The sequence below is a fragment of the Streptomyces venezuelae genome, from assembly GCF_008642275.1.
Lineage (GTDB): Bacteria > Actinomycetota > Actinomycetes > Streptomycetales > Streptomycetaceae > Streptomyces > Streptomyces venezuelae_E.
The window spans coordinates 71,812-88,204 of the sequence record NZ_CP029189.1 but is presented as its reverse complement, the minus strand read 5'-3'; the positions used below and the strand labels follow the sequence as shown (position 1 = coordinate 88,204).

At 71.8% G+C, this 16,393-nt stretch carries 16 protein-coding genes; 5 read left to right on the top strand and 11 right to left on the bottom strand.

Annotation, left to right across the window (positions count from 1 at the left end):
• Window position 1 precedes the first annotated feature (1 nt).
• From DEJ51_RS00305 to DEJ51_RS34330, 4 genes are all read right to left on the bottom strand, one after another.
• Window positions 2-802 carry an arylamine N-acetyltransferase family protein gene (locus DEJ51_RS00305; protein ID WP_150255216.1) on the bottom strand — a complete coding sequence of 267 codons (801 nt, stop codon included), beginning with the start codon at window positions 800-802 and terminating at the stop codon, window positions 2-4.
• Between the two features lie 110 nt (window positions 803-912).
• On the bottom strand, window positions 913-1,425 hold the full coding sequence (locus DEJ51_RS00300; RefSeq protein WP_150255214.1) for a hypothetical protein: 513 nt from the start codon (window positions 1,423-1,425) through the stop codon (window positions 913-915).
• Between the two features lie 134 nt (window positions 1,426-1,559).
• Window positions 1,560-1,880 carry a DUF4190 domain-containing protein gene (locus DEJ51_RS00295; protein ID WP_411757272.1) on the bottom strand — a complete coding sequence of 107 codons (321 nt, stop codon included), beginning with the start codon at window positions 1,878-1,880 and terminating at the stop codon, window positions 1,560-1,562.
• A complete protein-coding gene (locus DEJ51_RS34330) occupies window positions 1,877-2,044 on the bottom strand; it encodes a hypothetical protein (RefSeq protein ID WP_190620091.1) in 168 nt (55 codons plus the stop codon). Before DEJ51_RS34330 ends, DEJ51_RS00295 begins: the two co-directional genes overlap by 4 nt.
• Before the next feature lie 99 nt (window positions 2,045-2,143).
• Here DEJ51_RS34330 and DEJ51_RS00290 point away from each other — a divergent pair, with 99 nt between their 5' ends.
• Entirely contained in the window at window positions 2,144-2,767 is a 624-nt protein-coding gene (locus tag DEJ51_RS00290) for a TetR family transcriptional regulator (protein WP_150255213.1), read from the top strand.
• A 24-nt stretch (window positions 2,768-2,791) separates the two neighbouring features.
• Here the strand turns inward: DEJ51_RS00290 and DEJ51_RS00285 are convergent, their stop codons facing one another.
• The 4 genes from DEJ51_RS00285 to DEJ51_RS00270 all read right to left on the bottom strand — a co-directional run bounded on the left by DEJ51_RS00285 (window position 2,792) and on the right by DEJ51_RS00270 (window position 7,315).
• Window positions 2,792-4,834, bottom strand: a complete 2,043-nt coding sequence (locus tag DEJ51_RS00285) for an MMPL family transporter (protein WP_150255211.1) — start codon at window positions 4,832-4,834, stop codon at window positions 2,792-2,794.
• A 303-nt stretch (window positions 4,835-5,137) separates the two neighbouring features.
• A complete protein-coding gene (locus DEJ51_RS00280; protein ID WP_223835581.1) occupies window positions 5,138-5,650 on the bottom strand; it encodes a hypothetical protein in 513 nt (170 codons plus the stop codon).
• Between the two features lies 1 nt (window position 5,651).
• Window positions 5,652-6,194 carry a hypothetical protein gene (locus DEJ51_RS00275; RefSeq protein ID WP_150255209.1) on the bottom strand — a complete coding sequence of 181 codons (543 nt, stop codon included), beginning with the start codon at window positions 6,192-6,194 and terminating at the stop codon, window positions 5,652-5,654.
• Window positions 6,195-6,370: 176 nt separating this feature from the next.
• Window positions 6,371-7,315 (bottom strand): methionyl-tRNA formyltransferase, encoded by a 945-nt coding sequence (locus tag DEJ51_RS00270; RefSeq protein WP_150255207.1) that lies wholly within the window; start codon window positions 7,313-7,315, stop codon window positions 6,371-6,373.
• A 253-nt stretch (window positions 7,316-7,568) separates the two neighbouring features.
• Here DEJ51_RS00270 and DEJ51_RS00265 point away from each other — a divergent pair, with 253 nt between their 5' ends.
• Together DEJ51_RS00265 and DEJ51_RS00260 are read left to right on the top strand one after the other, a co-directional pair.
• Complete coding sequence (locus DEJ51_RS00265) at window positions 7,569-8,903, top strand: lysine N(6)-hydroxylase/L-ornithine N(5)-oxygenase family protein (RefSeq protein WP_150255205.1); 1,335 nt, start codon at window positions 7,569-7,571, stop codon at window positions 8,901-8,903.
• Between the two features lie 12 nt (window positions 8,904-8,915).
• The gene (locus DEJ51_RS00260; protein ID WP_150255204.1) at window positions 8,916-10,475 is read left to right on the top strand and encodes an amidohydrolase; all 1,560 of its coding nucleotides are present in this window, start codon (window positions 8,916-8,918) and stop codon (window positions 10,473-10,475) included.
• 29 nt (window positions 10,476-10,504) lie between these two features.
• Here the strand turns inward: DEJ51_RS00260 and DEJ51_RS34325 are convergent, their stop codons facing one another.
• Together DEJ51_RS34325 and DEJ51_RS00255 are read right to left on the bottom strand one after the other, a co-directional pair.
• Window positions 10,505-10,651 (bottom strand): hypothetical protein, encoded by a 147-nt coding sequence (locus DEJ51_RS34325; protein ID WP_190620089.1) that lies wholly within the window; start codon window positions 10,649-10,651, stop codon window positions 10,505-10,507.
• Window positions 10,652-10,726: 75 nt separating this feature from the next.
• Window positions 10,727-11,995 (bottom strand): YhgE/Pip domain-containing protein, encoded by a 1,269-nt coding sequence (locus tag DEJ51_RS00255; protein ID WP_150255202.1) that lies wholly within the window; start codon window positions 11,993-11,995, stop codon window positions 10,727-10,729.
• Window positions 11,996-12,268: 273 nt separating this feature from the next.
• Between DEJ51_RS00255 and DEJ51_RS00250 the strand changes: the two genes are divergently transcribed.
• Complete coding sequence (locus DEJ51_RS00250; protein ID WP_150255200.1) at window positions 12,269-12,772, top strand: MarR family winged helix-turn-helix transcriptional regulator; 504 nt, start codon at window positions 12,269-12,271, stop codon at window positions 12,770-12,772.
• A 48-nt stretch (window positions 12,773-12,820) separates the two neighbouring features.
• Here the strand turns inward: DEJ51_RS00250 and DEJ51_RS00245 are convergent, their stop codons facing one another.
• Window positions 12,821-14,149 (bottom strand): serine/threonine-protein kinase, encoded by a 1,329-nt coding sequence (locus DEJ51_RS00245; RefSeq protein WP_263411727.1) that lies wholly within the window; start codon window positions 14,147-14,149, stop codon window positions 12,821-12,823.
• Window positions 14,150-14,451: 302 nt separating this feature from the next.
• Here DEJ51_RS00245 and DEJ51_RS00240 point away from each other — a divergent pair, with 302 nt between their 5' ends.
• The gene (locus tag DEJ51_RS00240) at window positions 14,452-16,392 is read left to right on the top strand and encodes an FHA domain-containing protein (RefSeq protein WP_150255197.1); all 1,941 of its coding nucleotides are present in this window, start codon (window positions 14,452-14,454) and stop codon (window positions 16,390-16,392) included.
• The last annotated feature ends 1 nt before the right edge of the window (window position 16,393 follow it).

The following is a 16,393-nucleotide window of genomic DNA, read 5'->3' as shown; positions in this document are numbered from 1 at the left end:
TTCAGGGGCGGGGATGGAGGGGGACCGGGACGCGGGGCAGGTCGATGCCGAAGTGGGTACGGTAGGCGGCCAGGACCTCTGCGTCGTCGGCCAGGGTCCGCTCGCTGCGCGCCCCGTCCGCCGTGACCGTCAGGACGTGGTCGCTGAGGGTGGTGCGGCCCGCCTCCGTCAGCAGCGAGCACACCGGCTTGCGGGTGAATCCGGAGGCGGGTGAGGTGCTGTGCCACCAGGCGCCGGTCACGAAGTCGGACAGGACCCGGGGCCGCGTCTCCAGCCGGTACCGGGGCACACCGTCCCGCAGGACGTCGAGGTCCCCCTCCGGACCACCGGCCGGCACGATCCGGAACACTCCGCCCGGGTCGGTCTGTTCGCCGTGCTCGTCGAGGGCGAGCGGGAGGTGGCTGTGGTCGCCGAAGCCCACGTCCACCAGCCATGGGCGGCCGTCCTCGCACTCCACGCGCAGCGCCAGGTGGTCGTAGGGAATGCCCTGCCCGCCCTCGGGCGAGTGCACCCGGGCCTGCAGCAGTTCCACCCGGTAGCCCAGGGAGCGCAGCAGCAGCGCGAAGGCACCGTTCAACTCGTAGCAGAACCCGCCGCGGCCGCCCGTCAGCAGCTTGTCGAGCAGCGCCGCGCCCTCCAGCACGATCTCCTCTCCCAGGTGGATGGAAAGGCTCTCGAACGGGACGGTCCGCAGGTGCCGCAGGTGCAGGTCACGCAGGGCCGCCGCACTCGCCGACCCGGGCCGGGCCGCCCCGATCCGCCGCAGGTACGCGTCGACACGTGACGCGGGAAACTCTTCCATCCCGGCAGTCTCGCAAGCCACCCCCCGCTCACGCCATACGGCCGGGGCCCGTGCGGCCAGGGCCAGCTCGATCCGGGCCCTGCCGGCCCTGCCGGCCCTGCCGGTCGTGCTCAGGGGAGGGCGCTGGTCACGCCGTCGACGATCATCATCCACATGGGCTGGGCACCCGTGCCGAACGCCGAGGCCAGGGCGTAGCCGATCGCGGCGTCCGCCGGCCGGATCTCGCGGTCCTCGCGCCATTCGACGATGACCATCTCGTCACCGTCCGAGGAGAAGTCGCCCAGGTGCACGCCGTCGCGGGTCAGCCGGCTGCTGGGGACGGAGTCCGGGACCAGGCGGTAGTCCGCTCCGTCGTACGTCACGTCCACCCGGTACGAGTGCCTGCTCAGGCGGCCCTTCGCCGGCAGCAGCCCCACGACGGCGCCGTCGACCCGCATCGTGAGGTGTGCCGGGTCGCGGGTGCCGATGGCGATCTGCGGGTCCGCCTCGGCCGCAGGGGCGCGCTCCAGGGTCACGCGGGGAATGGCCTCGCCTTCGACCTCGATGCGGTCCTGGCCGTCCTGGCGGACGGTGATCGGGCCGAAGTGGGTGTCCTCGACGGGTGCCGGGTCTGTTTCGTTCACAGGTGTGCGTCGCTTCGGTGTCTGGGGTGCGGAGTGCGTGGACGGCGCCGAACAGCCGCCCGGCATAAGGGATTTTCCGTATCACCTTACCGGTAGCGGCCGTTGTGCCACGGTCGCGCCCGGCAGTGGAACACTCAGGTCAGGCCCCACGACCACGTCCCGTCGGCGGTGACGAGGCAGGCGAGGACCACGAGGTCGGCCAGGCCCAGGGCGATGCCGAGGCGGGCCCGGCCGGGCCTGGTGGTGCGCCGGCGCAGGGCGAGGGCGCCGAGGACGACGGCGGTCGGTCCGAGGATCAGGTTCAGCACGAGCAGCCCCACCAGACCCAGGACGAACCCGGTGACGGCCATCGCGTCGGCGTCACGGGTACCCGTACGGGTACGGGACGGGGTCCGGGCTCCGGCGCGGTCCCCGGTCCGGGCCCGGGTACCGGACGGTTCGGTCCGCGCGCTCATCGCAGGCCTCCCCGGCGGCGGCCCGAGAGGCGTTCGCGCGTGGCGAAGACGGCGAGCCAGAGGGCGATGGCGAGAGCGGCGACCACGCTGACGGGTACGGGTACGTGGGCCACGGCGCCCAGCACGACGCCCAGGACCAGCAACGCACCTACGAGGAAGAGCATGAGACGTCCTTCCGTTCAGGTAACAGTTGTTCACTGACTACCCAGTTCAATTGTCCTCATGCTGGCGGCACACGACTGTGACGCGGTTGACTTCCCGTCATGAGTCCGCAGACCGGCTTTCGTGAGACCCAGCGCCGCCGCACCCGACGCGCCCTCCTCGACGCGGCCTTGTCGGAGATGACGGAGCGCAGTCTCGGCAGCCTCGGCCTCAGAGAGGTGACCCGGGCCGCCGGGGTCGCCCCCACCGCCTTCTACCGGCACTTCCGGGGCATGGACGAGCTGGGGACCGTACTGGTCGAGGAGGCGCTGGCCAGCCTGGACGACACGGTCCGGGACGTTCTCGCCACGACCGGGGACGCCGGCCGGCGCGGGGACGCCGTGGTGCAGCTCGTCGCCGAACTGGTGCGCAGCCGGCCCGCGCACGTCCGGTTCCTGGTCCGTGAACGCCACGGCGGGGTGCCGGCCGTACGCGAGGCCATCGCCGGACAGCTCGATCGCCTCGCCGAGGAGACCGCCGTCGCGCTCGGGGCCGATCCGGTCAGCGCAGGCTGGGACGCCGCCGACGTGACGATGCTGTCCCGGCTGCTGGTGGACCACATGTTCATGACGGCCTCGGCGTTCCTCGCCGCCTCCCTCCGCGGGGAGGACTGGTCGGCCGCCACCCGCACGGCCCGCGCCCAGCTGCGCCTGATCCACCTCGGGCGGGCGCACTGGCCGGGGTGACTCCGCCACCACCCCGGGTCGCCCTCAGCTCGGTCGGCGGCTCAGCCGGCCCGGCCACCAGGCCGCGGGGCCGATGTCCAGGACCAGGGCGGGCACCAGGAGCGAGCGCACCACCAGGGTGTCCAGGAGGACGCCGAAGGCCACGATGAAGGCGATCTGCACGAGGAACGCCAACGGGATGACGGCCAGCGCGGCGAACGTCGCGGCGAGAACCACGCCCGCGGACGTGATCACGCCACCGGTGGCCGTCAGACCGCGGATCACCCCCTCGTGGACTCCGTGCCGCTGCGACTCCTCGCGCACCCGTGACATGAGGAAGATGTTGTAGTCCACGCCCAGCGCGACGAGGAAGACGAACCCGTACAAGGGGACGGACGAATCCGTGCCGCTGAACCCGAACACGTGGCGGAACACGAGGGCGGACACGCCCAGGGTGGCGAAGAAGTTCAGGGCCACCGTCACCACCAGCAGCAGCGGCATCACCAGCGAGCGCAGCAGGGCCACCAGGATGAGGAGGATGATGGCCAGCACCACCGGGACGATGACCTGGCGGTCCCGCTCGGCGGTCTTCTGCGTGTCGTAGGCCTGCGCGGTGTAGCCGCCCACGAGAGCCTCCGCGCCGGGCACGGGGTGGACCGCCTCCCGGAGCCTGACCACCGTCTCCTTCGCGGCAGCGCTGTCCGCGGGGTCCTTCAGGACCACGTCGATCCGTACCAGGCCGTCCTTCTCGCCGCGCACGGCGGCCGAGTCCACACCGGGCGTTCCCGCGGCGCGCTCGCGCACCTGCGCCTGCCGGCCGGCGGCGGCGATCACGACGGCCGGATTGCCGGCCCCTCCCGGGAAGTGCCGCCCGAGTTCCTTCTGCCCCGTCACCGAAGGGGCCTCGTTCACGAAGATCTCGTCCAGCGGGACCCCGCCCGAGTGCAGCGCGGGTGCGAAGGCCGCGCAGGCCAGCAGGCCTGCCAGAGCCACCGCCCACACCCGGCGGGGAGCGCTGCTGACCAGGTGGGCGATCCGGCTCCAGATGCCCGCGGTGCCGCCGTCGGCGCTGACGTGCGCCGGCCAGTAGGCCTTGCGTCCCAGCAGCACCAGCGCCGCGGGCAGGAAGGTCAGAGCGCTCACCACCGCACAGACGATCCCGATCGCCCCGACGGGCCCCAGCGCCCGGTTGTTGGTCAGGTCGCTGAGGAACAGGGCGAGCAGGCCCAGGGCCACGGTGCCGGCGCTGGCCACGACCGGACCGCAGGACTGCCGCAGAGCCGCACGCATGGCCGCGTACCGGTCCTCGGTGTGTCCCAGTTCCTCACGGAAGCGGGCGGTCAGCAGCAGGGCGTAGTCGGTGGCCGCCCCGATGACGAGGATCGAGAGGATTCCCTGGACCTGCCCGTCGACCCTGACCAGGCCCGCGCTCGCCAGGGCGTAGACGATCGCGCACGCCAGGGAGAGGGCGAACACCGCCCCGATGATGATCAGCAACGGAAGCAGGACGCTGCGGTAGACGAGCAGCAGGATCACGAGGACGGTCACCAGCGCCACGCCCAGCAGCAGTCCGTCGATCCCGGCGAAGGCCTCCGACAGGTCCGCCCGGGTGGCCGCCGGACCCGTCACGTGGAACGTGGTGGCCGCGACCCGGGCGCCGGCCTCCCGGATCTCGGCGACCGCGGCGGGCAGTTCGTCGCCCAGCGCGGACCGCAGGGGGATCACCGCCTGCATCGCCTCGCCGTCGCGCGACACGAGGACGGGGGAGGGCGTGCCCGCGATCCAGGGCCTTGCCTCCAGCCCGGCCAGTGCGGCCCGGGCGGAGGCGACCGCGGACGGGGTCACCCGGGTGGCGCCGTCCGCGGTCCAGACCACCACGGCCGGGAGGGACTCCTCCTGCCGGAAGGCACTTTGGGCCTGGGCGGCCTTGGTGGATTCGGCGCTGCGGGGCAGGAAGGCGGCCTGGTCGTTGGTGGAGACCTCGCCCAGCTTCCCCGCGTACGAGCCGAGGCTGCCTCCGACGGCCAGCCAGACCACGAGGAGGAGGACGGGCACCAGCCACCGGGCCGGTCGGGGCGAGGTGCGCATGCGGCTCCTGGAACAGGTACGGGTGGACGGCCCACGACTCGGCGGTCGAGTCCGACCGGCGGGCTCGACGGTCAGGCTCGACGCTCAAGAAGGGCCACGGGCGCAACCGGAAGTCAACCGGCCACGCCCTGCGAGTGGCCCACCCTCCCCGCGACGGCGCCCCCTGGGCAACACGCAGCGTTTCTGCATCACTTTCAGGACGCGGCCGGGGCGGGCACGGCCGCCCCGGCCCCGGCTCCGCGCCGTGTCACGGGTCCGCCGGCCCGTGCCCTGTGAGGGGGAGGGGGTGGGCCGGCGGAGGCCTCAGGTGTTGAGCAGCCGGTTGAAGAAGGAGCGGTACTGCTGGAGCGCCAGCCGCAGTTCTTCCGTGGCGACCTTCTCGCCCTGGTCCCACTGGCCCTCCAGCCCCTGCTTGCGCGAGGCGAAGGTCTGGGCGAGTGCCTGCATCATCTCGGCCACCAGAGCGTCCGCCGACGTGACCGCGTCCTGCGGGTCGTCCACGAAGCGTCCCTGGATCTCGCTCCACGTCCTGCGGTAGCGTTCCGCCTCCTCGCTGCCGAGCAGCGGTTCGTCCGTCTGCGAGGGCTGTTCGCCCTGGTGTCCGGTTTCTTCCTCCTCCGTGGCGGAGGCGTCGCCGCCCCGGACGTCCGCCGTCGCCTCCCCCGGGTACGTGGGGACTCCCGGGTCCCCGTACGGCCGGGCGTCCGGCGCGGGAGCCGCCGTCCCCGGGTTCGCGATGTCCTCCGTCGTCAGCTCGGTGCCGGTGGGCCGGACTTCTTCCGTGCCCGCTCGTTCCATGTCCGCTCGGTTGCGCATGTCACCTGCTCCTCTGGTCGTCGAGCAACTCGTCGAAGAGCGCGCGGTAGTGCACCATGGCTCCGCGGAGTTCCTCCGTCGTCGTCCCTCCCGAACCGCTGCGCACCTTGACGTCGTGCGCGGCGCGGTAGTGGTCCAAGGTCCGTCCGTGTTCCACGGAGAGATCCCGCACCTGGCGGCTGAATCCCTCCGTGGGGTACCCGCGCTCGCGCATCAGCTGTGTGATCAACTCGTCGGCCTCGCCGACGGAGCCCTCCGGCCGGTCCACGAACCGCTCCTGGACGCTGCTCCACCGCTCCGCGTACTCGTGGCGCCGCTCCGTCGGGAGTTCCCTCAGCTCGAAGGCGGCGTGGCGCGCCTCGCGGTCACGGAGCTCGCGCTCCGCGGCCATGCGGCCGCCCGCCGCGTCGACGGTGCGTTCGTATTCGGGCCCGAACCTCTTCTGCAAGCGGCGTCGGCGGGACATCATCCACAGCCCGACGCAGAGCGCGACGACCACGACCGCCGCGATGACGATCACGGTGATGAGCATGCTGTTCGACATGGCTCGCCTCCATCCGGGCCTCATCGGCCTCTGCCACGCGGGTGCCCCCCGCGCAGGGGGCCAAACGCATGCGGAGGCGAGGCCGGGTCCGGTGGGGCCGGAGAAGGCAGGCCGGGCGCGGCGACGGCGCCCGGGCGTACCGGAGCCTCCCGGTACGCCCGGGACGGCGCCGTGGGTCAGCGGCCGGTCAGGTACCCGCCCATGGTGGTGAAGTAATCGGTGGCGGGCATCTCCTCGCCCTCCTCGGTCCGTACCCGGGTGATGGCGAGGCCGTGGTTGCGCCCGGTGCGGGCGTCGGCTCCGGCCACGATCACGACGCCCTCGCCCTCGCGGTAGAACACGCGGCCGGGCGTGCCCCCGTAGCGGCCCTCGGAGACGACGGCGGCCAGGACCTCCAGCCGCTTGCCGCGGTGGTAGGTGAAAGCGGCGGGATAGGGGGCCGACTGGGCGCGGACGAGTCGCTGCAGGTCCTCGGCCGGCCAGTTCCAGTCGATGCGGATGTCCTCGGCCGACCGCTTGTGGAAGAAGGTGGCCTGCGAGCGGTCCTGGCGGGTGAAGTCGCTCTCGCCGGCCGCGATCCGGCCCAGGGCGCCCACGGTGACCGGTGCGATCAGGTCGACCGTCTTGTGGAACAGGTCGGTGGCGGTGTCCGTCGGGCCGACCGGTACGGCGCGCTGGACGACGATGTCGCCCGCGTCGAGCTCGTCGTTCATCAGGTGGGCGGTGACGCCCACTTCGGGCTCGTTGTTGATCAGCGCCCAGATCAGGGGGGAGAAGCCGGCGTACTTCGGCAGGAGGGAGTCGTGCACGTTGAGGGTGCCGTGGCGGGGCAGGGCGAAGATGCGCGGGGGGATCCACGTGCGCCAGTTGTTCGCCACGATGATGTCCGGTTCCGCCTCTTGGAGCCGCGTGAAGAGTTCCTCGTCGTCGGGCCGGTTGCGGATGAGCACCGGGACGCCGTGGTCGTCGGCGAGGTCGGCGACCGAGTCGCTCCAGATCTTCTCGTAGGCGTGCTCGCTCTTCGGGTGCGTCACGACCAGGACGACATCGTGTTCGGACTCCAGCAGGGCCTGCAGGGTGCGATGCCCCCACGTCTGATAGCCGAACATGACGACCCGCATGGGTTCCTCCTTGGAGCGGCGACAGATTTCAAAATGAGTAAAGCAAGCCTTACCTAACTGCGCAACACGCCTTACTTTGAGGAGAGTTCAGCTGGAAATCGATGAAGGACTCGATCTGATTTGCCCATCGACAGGTCCACCGTGTCAGGTTAGCCTTCCCTAAGTTCGCTTCGGGCTCCGCTCCTTCGGTGTGCCCTGACCCCGGTTCCCCCCCATGCACGGCAATCGGCTGCCCCGCACGATTGGGAGTGACATGTCACAGGATCTGTCCGATGACGCGCCACCGATCCACGACCTCATCGGCATCGGCTTCGGCCCCTCGAACGTGGCCATGGCGATCGCGCTCAGCGAGCACAACGCCGGAGCCGGGCCGCACGAGGCGGTCACCGCCCACTTCTTCGAGCAGCAGCCCCGCTTCGGCTGGCACCGCGGCATGCTCATCGACGACGCCACGATGCAGGTGTCCTTCCTCAAGGACCTGGTGACACTGCGCAATCCGGCGAGCGAGTACAGCTTCCTCTGCTACCTCCAGAGCCGCGGCCGCCTGATCGACTTCGTCAACCACAAGAACCTGTTCCCGCTGCGCGTGGAGTTCCACGACTACTTCGAGTGGGCCGCGGCCAAGGTCGACGACATGGTCTCCTACGGGTCCGAGGTCGTCGCCGTACGCCCCGTCCTGCGCGACGGGGCGATCGAGTACGTGGACGTGACCGCGCGCTCCGGCTCCGAACTCGTGGTCCACCGGGCGCGCAACCTGGTGATCGGCACCGGCCTGCGGCCGCAGATGCCGGAGGGCGTGGCCCGCACCGAGCGGATCTGGCACACCTCGGAACTCCTCACGCGGGTGTCCGCGCTGGGCGGCGCCGACCCCACCCGCTTCATCGTCGTCGGCGCCGGCCAGAGCGCCGCCGAGAACGTGTCCTTCCTGCACCGCACCTTCCCGCGGGCCGAGGTGTGCGCCGTCTTCTCCCGCTACGGCTACAGCCCCGCCGACGACAGCGGCTTCGCCAACCGGATCTTCGACCCCTCCGCGGTCGACGAGTACTTCACCGCACCGGAGGAGGTCAAGCGCAAGCTGATCGAGTACCACGCCAACACCAACTACTCCGTGGTGGACATCGACCTCATCGACGACCTCTACCGGCAGGAGTACCAGGAGAAGGTCCTGGGCACCGAGCGGCTGCGCTTCCTGAAGGTGTCACGGCTCGCGGACGTCACCGAGACCCCCGACCACGTCCTCGTCACCGTCGAGTCACTGGTCACGGGGGAGAAGGAGGCACTGGCGGCCGACGCGCTGGTCTACGCGACCGGCTACCGCTCGGCGGACGGCCTCGGACTGCTCGGAGACGTCGAGAAGTACTGCCGGCGCGACGGCCTCGGCCGCGTCCGGGTGACGCGCGACTACCGTGTCGAGAGCGAGCCGGGACTGCGCTGCGGCATCTACCTCCAGGGAGGGACGGAGCACACGCACGGCATCACGTCCTCCCTGTTGTCGAACACCGCCGTCAGGGTCGGCGAGATCCTCCAGTCCATCGTCGCCCACGGCCGCGTACCCGTACCGGCCTCCCGTACGGCACCCACCCCCTGAGGACCGGCACCCATGCTCTGCACCAGGCTGACGAACGCCACCTTCCTCACCATGGATCCCGGCCACCCCGTCGCCCACGACCTGGGCATCTGGCACGGCCGGATCGTCGGCCTGGACGAGGCCGTGACCGCGCTGCCCGCCCGCGAGGTCGTCGACCTCCAAGGTGCCACGGTGCTGCCCGGATTCATCGACGCCCACGTGCACCTGGCCTGGACCGGACTCAAGGCGAGCACCCCCAGCGTGGCGCCCTGCGAACGCGTCGAGGACGTGCTCGCCGTCGTCGCCGAGGCCGTTGCCCGCAAGCCGCGCGGCGCGTGGGTGGACATCGGGGGCTACGACCAGCGGGCCCTCGGCAGGCACCTCACCGCCGCCGAACTGGACAAGGTCAGCGACGGCCGCAAGGTGTTCATGCTGCACGACTCGGGACACGGCTGCGTCGTCGACACGGGCGTCCTCGACCTGCTCCCCGGCGAACTCGCCCACGGCGAGGGCTTCCTCGCCGAGAGCGCCATGACCGCGGCCCGCCGACTGCGCCTGCCCTACTCGCAGGCGGAGATCGCCGACGCCGTCGAGCAGGCCGGCCGCATCTGCCTCGCCGAAGGCGTCACCGCCTGCGCCGAGGCGGGCATCGGCGGAGGCCTGCTCGGCAACAGCCCGGTCGAGCTCGGCGCCTACCAGCTCCTGCGCGACCAGGGGCGGCTGCCCCTGCGGGTCCAGCTCATGGCGGCCGGCGACACCCTGCGGCCGGTGGCCGCACACGCCGCGGACGGGATCCCCCGCGCGCTCGGCCTCGGTCTGCGCACCGGCTTCGGCGACGACTGGCTCTCCCTCGGCGCGCTCAAGGTCTACACCGACGGCGGCATGATGGCCCGTACGGCCGCACTCACCCGCCCCTACGAAGGGACCGGCCACACGGGGGAGTTGCAGGACGACCCCGAGCTGATCACCGGCACCGTCGTCGACGGCCACCGCGCCGGCTGGCAGCTCGCCGTACACGCCATCGGGGACCGCGCCGTCGACCTGGCCCTGGACGCCCTGGAACGCGCCCAGCGGCTGCGGCCCCGGCCGGCCGCCCGGCACCGGATCGAACACGCCGGCCTGGTCCGGCCCGACCAGCTCGCGCGCTTCGCCCGCCTCGGGGTGAGCGCCGTGGTCCAGCCGCACTTCCTGCGCTCCTTCGGCGACGACTACGCGGCCGTGCTGGGCCCGGAGCGGGCGCCCTGGATGTACCGGGGCCGCGGTTTCCTCGACCACGGGGTCACCCTGGTGGGCAGCTCCGACCGCCCCGTCACCGACGGATCACCGCTGAAGGCCGTCCAGTTCATGGTGGAACGGGCCTCCGCCTCCGGAGCCCTCATCGGCCCCGAGGAAGGCGTCACCGTGGACCAGGCCCTGCACGCCTACACCGTCGCGGGAGCCTACGCCTGCCACTGGGACGACAGCGCGGGCACCCTGGCCCCGGGCCGGCGCGCGGATCTGGCCGTACTCGGCGACGACCCGAGACGGGTCGACCCCTCGCGGATCGGAGCCATCGAGGTCGTCGCCACGTACGTGGACGGCAGGCCCGCCTGAGACCCGCCCACCGGGCAGTCCGCGTTCGCTCACCGCCGCCCGCGCAGACGGTTCAGCAGCCGGCCGGCCTGTGCGCGCTTGCGGGGGTCGGCGGCGGCCCGCCGGACCGACGCGACCGCCCGCTGCCCCTGCGGGCCGCGCGCGAACTGCTTGATTCGGATCAACAACGCTGACATGACGCCTCCTTGGGGTACTCACCGGCTCGTGTACCCGCAGGCGGGACGGACATGTGCGGGCAGCCGCACGGCTGTTCAGGCCGGCTGTGGCGTGAGCCGCTTGAGGCCCTTGCGGTCGTAGTAGGCGGTCATGGCGAAGCCGAACAGCAGGGCCAGCACCGTACCGACCGCGATCATGATCCAGGAACGGGTCAGCCCCGCGTCGCCGCGCGCGTCGAAGTAGAGGATCGCGCGCACGCCGTCGCTGAGCTGGCGCATCGGTTCGAAGTGGGAGAGGAAACGATAGAAGCCGGGAACCGCCTGCAGTGGGACGGTCGCACCCGACGACGGCAGTCCCAGCACGATGAACACGAACATCGACACGAGCTGGCCGATCCCGCCGAACGCCGCGTTGATGGCCTGCACCCCCAGGCCGACGGCGAGGGCCGCGCAGTACGAGTAGATCCACAGGAGCGGCAGATGGGACGCGTCCATCCCCAGGATGCCGATGCAGGCCAGCATCACCAGGGCGGTGCTGACGAGTGTGATGCCCGCGGTCATCAGCATCTTGAGGAGCAGCGTCTGCGTACGGTTGATCGGCACCGTCGGGCGGCGCGTGTGCCACGGGCCGATCTCGTTGTCGGCGTAGCCGAGGGCGGTGTCGACGCCGTTGCTGATGACGTTGCCGCCCATGAACCCGGCCAGTACGAGCAGCAGGGTGTAGTAGAAGGCCGTCAGCCCGAGGCCGCTGTGCGCCCCGATCGGGTGACCGACCCGGGTGACGACCTCGACCGGATCGGCCAGCAGCAGCTTCGCGGTGGGGCCGGCCTGGGCGCCGGCGGTAGCCGTGAGCTGTTCGCCGACGGTGCGGGACGCCTGATGGGCGGCCTGGGTCGTGATCTGACTCGCCAGCGAGGATCCGAGACTGCCCTTGCCGGGGTTGGTGAGCACGGTGATGGCCGGCCGTTTCGTGGCGCCGGACGTGGGGAGCGCGGTGACGGCCTGTGTGAAGCCGGCCGGGACCACCAGCGCGCCGTAGACCTGGCCGGAGTCGAGCTGCTCCTGGGCCTGGGCGAGACTCAGTTCGCGCCAGTCCGCCTTGCCGCCCGCGGGGTCGGCGGCGATGGCGGCGGTGATCTGCGTGCCCAGGTTCTGCCGCTGTCCCGCCGGCGGTGCGCCCGTGTCCTCGTTGACCAGGGCGATGGGCAGGTCGCGCAGTTCCGCGTTGGGATTGACGATGCCGCCCATGTAGAGCAGCGACAGCAGCAGGGCGAGCAGCCCCGTCAGGATCGTGGGGACCAGCCACAGCTGGGGGCGGCGCGCCAGGGCCGCGGCAGTGGCTTCGGGGGCGACGGTCGGGGACATCGGTCTCCGTAGCTTCCCGGCGGGCCGGGATCGAGGGGCGGTGGCAGCGGCGGGCGCCGCTCGGCACCCTCAGGATGGTCTCCGTACCGGGGAACGCCGCCGTACCCCTCGCGCTCCGTCCGCGAACCCGCGTACGGGACCACCGGAACGGCCCACCCGGGCGCCGCCCGCCGGGGGGGCGGGGCGGGCCCGGCACGGGGACGGCGGGGACCGGGTGGCCGGGCCACCGGCCACCGGTGAAGTCCGCATCCGGGGGTGTGTAGCTTCGTGATCATGAAACCGCTGACGGACACCGCCACCACCACCGACCAGGCACCGGCCGATCCGGCCGCCACCGACGACGTGCTGGCCACCCAGCCCATCGGCTACTGGAGCGGCCTGGCCCACACGGCGGTGACCCGGCAGTTGAGGGACGCCATGGCGAGGATCGACGTGACACAGCCGCAGTACTGGGTCCTCAACCGGGTGAACGGCGGACTTCCGGCGCCCAGCCGGGAGGAGGTGGTCACGCAGCTGACCCCTCTCGCGGAAGGACCGCACGAGATCGGCCGGGTCGTGGACCAGTTGCTGCACCGCGGCTGGCTCTCGGCCGACGACGCACGGCGGCTGCACCTCACGGAGGCCGGGGAGGCCGCCAGGGCGCGGTTGCGGCAGCTGGTGACCGAGCAGCGCGCGCTGGTCCACCAGGGCATCGGCGACGAGGAGTACGTGGCCGCCCTCAAGGTGCTCCGCAGGATGGTCGCCAATGTGGAGTCGGCGGAGCCCCGGGCATCTTGACGCAGCCCTCGGCGGCTCCGCCTGCCGTGGGCCGGGCCCGCGTGGGCTTCAGCGGGCACAGGTGATCGAGAAGGGGACGGGGTTGGAGGTGGTGCGCACGGGGCTCTGGATCTCCACGGCCATCCCGGTCCTCAGGGTGCCCGTCTTCGCGTAGGCCGACAGGCGCACGGTGTCGCGTCCCGTCGGGTTCGCCCTGTCCCCGACGGACAGGGTGCGCCAGTGCGGATCCACCACCGAACCGTCGCCCGACACCCAGCGGTAGGAGATCAGTGTCGGCTCGGACGCCGTGAAGGTCGCGGTGAACGCCGGGGCGCGGCCCTCGGGGATCGGGCAGCTGCCGGTGTAGGCCGTGTTCGAGCCCGTCACCGACACCTGGACGCCCTGACCGGTCGCGGTGGCATCGCCGTTGCCGGTGAGCGCGTACGCGATCCCGCCTCCGATCAGCACGCACGCCGCCGTTCCCACCGCGACGAGAGTCATCGTGCGGCGCTTGCGGGGCGGGGCGGCCGCCGCCGCGGCCTCGGCCCGCCCCGAGGCCGCGGATTGCGCCCCGGAGCCCGCGGCCGCCGCCGCGGCACGATCCGCAGGGATCGGCGGGGTGCGGGTCGCGGTCGTGGCGGCGTCCGGATCGTGCGCGATGTCCCGCAGGGCTGCAGCGGCTTCGGCGGCGGGGGTCCGCTGCGCGGGCTCCTTGCGGAGCAGCCCGGCGATCACCGGGGCGAGCGGCCCGGCACACGTTGCCACCGGCGGTTCCTCGTCCACGACGGCCCGCAGGGTACTCAGCGCCGTGTCCTGCCGGAACGGGGAGATGCCCTCCACCGCCGCGTACAGCAGCACGCCGAGGGACCACAGGTCCGACTCGGGTCCCGAGGGGCGGCCCAGCGCGCGCTCCGGCGGCAGGTACTCGGGAGAGCCGACCACCTCGCCGGTCATGGTCAGGGCGGAGCTGCCCTCGACCATCGCGACCCCGAAGTCACTGAGCACCACCCGCCCGTCGTCCGCGAGCAGCACGTTCGCCGGCTTCACGTCCCGGTGTTCCACCCCGACGGCGTGGGCGGCACGCAGCGCGCTCAGCACCTCCGCGCCGATGTGCGCGGCGTACCGGGGGGTGAGCGGCCCCCCGGTACGCAGCAGTTCGGCCAGCGACTGCCCCCGGATCAGCTCCATCACGATCCAGGGCCGGCCGTCCTCCATGACCACGTCGTGGACCGTGACCACGTTGCGGTCGGGTATCCGGGCCGCCGCCCACGCCTCCCGCTCCAGCCGGCTGTACAGCCGGGCGATGTCGTCGCCCCACAGTCCGGCCGGAACCCGTACCTCCTTGACGGCGACCTCCCGGTGCAGGGTCTCGTCGAGGGCCTGCCACACCGTGCCCATACCGCCTTCCCCGAGCCGGGACAGCAGCCGGTAGCGGCCCGCGATCAGCCGTTCCCCACCCGCCGGACCCGGCGCGGAGTTGGTGGCCGTGAGCGCGGTCTCCGTCACGATCTCGGATTCGTCGTAGTACATGGCGGTGGGTCTCCTCTTGTCGCAGGCCGACGCGAGCATCACGTACGGACCCGGAGCCCGGTTCAGGATGGCTCAAAAGATTCCAAGAAATGGTTGAACCGGACACGTTCTCGACGGCGTGTTCCTGTCGTACGAGTCATCAGCGGTGTCGTTTTCCCAAGGAGTGTGGAGTGGCGTCGGTCATCGTCGGGCGCACGGGTCCGTTCACCGGACAGAGCGTGGTCCTGGGCAGTGAGCCCCTCAGCTTCGGGCGCAAGAGCGACAACAGCGTCGTGATCGTCAGTCCCAGTGCCTCCCGGCTGCACGCCGAGATCCTCACGGAGGCCCCCGGGTTCGTCCTCTACGACCGGGACAGCCGCAACGGCACGTTCGTCAACGACCAGCGCGTCACCCGGCACGTGCTGCGCCCGAACGACTGCATCCGGATCGGTGACGAAACGTTCCTCTATGAGGCGCAGGACGCCATGGAGACGGTCATGGACCTCTCCCTCCTGGACGTTCCCCGGATCAGCACCGCGGACCCGGGCCTGCTGCGGGTCACCGTCACCGGCGGCGGCCCGGTCGGTCTCGCCTTCGCCCTGGCACTCGACGAGATGCTGCCCGGCCGGACCGTCATCACCGTCTACGACGGGCGCTGGACCAGGAAGGGCTCCGCGGTCGTCTGGAAGGACGAGACCCAGGGCAACTTCCGCCGCCAGCAGGTGGTGACCGTCCAGAGCCGGCAGTACCTCGCCCTGTCCGAAGAGGTCCGCCACGCGCTCTTCGACGACGCCGGCGCCTATTGCGAAATGTGGCCCGTCGGCCCGGACTCGGTCGACGGCCACCCGCCCCGCAACATCCGGATCGCCCACATCGAGGACCGGCTGCTGGAGCTCGCCGGCCGGCGGCCCGCGATCCGTCTCGTCCCCAAACGCTTCGACGTGACGGAGCAGCAGAACCGGCTCACCCAGGAACACGTGCTCGTGGTCTGCGAGGGCGGCCGCTCCCGCACCCGCGAGCACTACGCCGACCGCTTCGGCGCGGCCGACGCCTCGATCTACTCCCTCGACGGCGAACACCTTCAGGACGTCGTACTGGGGCTGCGGGTCAGGTCGACCCTGCCGGACCCGATGAGTGTCCTGCTCACCGTGTCCCAGAACCGCTTCCTGCTCAACTCGCTGCACGGCGAGGGATTCCTGAACATGAGGCTCACCCGGGAGGAGGCCAGGAACGTCATCGGCATCGACCCGGTCCGGCAGGTCTTCGAGGAGTGCATCGCCGCCCGCCCCTGCCTGATGAGCCGGCAGGAGGAGGACAACGAGTTCCGCTGTCCCACCCACGGCACCCTCTTCCTGCCCGCCCTGCTGCGCAGTTCCCCACTGTGGAAGGAGATCCGCCAGGGCCTCCGCCTCTTCGGCGTGGCCGAGGACGACCTGTCGGCGATCACCTCGTTCCGCCTGGACATGGTGCAGCGCCCGCGGTTCACGGCCCAGCTGCACCGGCCGACCGCCACCAGCCCGGGCACTTTCGGCTTCCTGCTGGGCGACGCGGCCAACGCCATCCACTTCTGGCCCGGCCGCGGCCTCAACAGCGGTCTGGCCTCGGCCACTTCACTGGTCCGTTCGCTCGGCCGTGCCTGGCAGGGCAGGCCGCTGCGGGATGCCGACTTCATCCGGCACGAGGCCGCCATGTCCATGCTCCAGTACCGGCACAAGAGCCGCGCCTGGAACGCCATGGTGACCACCGACGGCCAGGGCGTCACCCGCGCGATCAGGGACGTCATCGCGCGCAGCGCGGAAGCCGGCGGCGCCGACGGCGGCGAGGACGGGAACGACCTGGAGGCGCTGCTGGAGCGGATGGCCGGAATCCGCGACCGGCTGGCATCGCGGCTCCCGGGCCTGCCCGCGGACGGGGAACTCCGCTCCCACCTCGCATCGGTCGCCCCCGCCACCCTGCGCACCCTGCGGGAGAGCGGAGCCTGGGACACCCTGATCGTCGGTGGCGAGGAGGCCGACATCGACCTCTTCTACCAGTCGGACTCCCCGGTGTTCGTACCCCGTCCAGCCGACCCCGGTCCGGCCGGTCCCCGTCCGGCAGACCCCCGGCGGGCACCGGCCCCGGTCGCCGGGTGAC

What these genes read in the sequence shown, in the direction of transcription:
- DEJ51_RS00305 (WP_150255216.1), bottom strand. Translation starts at nt 802, where the DNA reads ATGGAAGAGTTTCCCGCGTCACGTGTCGACGCGTACCTGCGGCGGATC.
- DEJ51_RS00295 (WP_411757272.1), bottom strand. Translation starts at nt 1,880, where the DNA reads ATGAGCGCGCGGACCGAACCGTCCGGTACCCGGGCCCGGACCGGGGAC.
- DEJ51_RS34330 (WP_190620091.1), bottom strand. Translation starts at nt 2,044, where the DNA reads ATGCTCTTCCTCGTAGGTGCGTTGCTGGTCCTGGGCGTCGTGCTGGGC.
- DEJ51_RS00290 (WP_150255213.1), top strand. Translation starts at nt 2,144, where the DNA reads ATGAGTCCGCAGACCGGCTTTCGTGAGACCCAGCGCCGCCGCACCCGA.
- DEJ51_RS00285 (WP_150255211.1), bottom strand. Translation starts at nt 4,834, where the DNA reads ATGCGCACCTCGCCCCGACCGGCCCGGTGGCTGGTGCCCGTCCTCCTC.
- DEJ51_RS00280 (WP_223835581.1), bottom strand. Translation starts at nt 5,650, where the DNA reads ATGCGCAACCGAGCGGACATGGAACGAGCGGGCACGGAAGAAGTCCGG.
- DEJ51_RS00275 (WP_150255209.1), bottom strand. Translation starts at nt 6,194, where the DNA reads ATGTCGAACAGCATGCTCATCACCGTGATCGTCATCGCGGCGGTCGTG.
- DEJ51_RS00270 (WP_150255207.1), bottom strand. Translation starts at nt 7,315, where the DNA reads ATGCGGGTCGTCATGTTCGGCTATCAGACGTGGGGGCATCGCACCCTG.
- DEJ51_RS00265 (WP_150255205.1), top strand. Translation starts at nt 7,569, where the DNA reads ATGTCACAGGATCTGTCCGATGACGCGCCACCGATCCACGACCTCATC.
- DEJ51_RS00260 (WP_150255204.1), top strand. Translation starts at nt 8,916, where the DNA reads ATGCTCTGCACCAGGCTGACGAACGCCACCTTCCTCACCATGGATCCC.
- DEJ51_RS34325 (WP_190620089.1), bottom strand. Translation starts at nt 10,651, where the DNA reads ATGTCAGCGTTGTTGATCCGAATCAAGCAGTTCGCGCGCGGCCCGCAG.
- DEJ51_RS00255 (WP_150255202.1), bottom strand. Translation starts at nt 11,995, where the DNA reads ATGTCCCCGACCGTCGCCCCCGAAGCCACTGCCGCGGCCCTGGCGCGC.
- DEJ51_RS00250 (WP_150255200.1), top strand. Translation starts at nt 12,269, where the DNA reads ATGAAACCGCTGACGGACACCGCCACCACCACCGACCAGGCACCGGCC.
- DEJ51_RS00245 (WP_263411727.1), bottom strand. Translation starts at nt 14,149, where the DNA reads ATGGGCACGGTGTGGCAGGCCCTCGACGAGACCCTGCACCGGGAGGTC.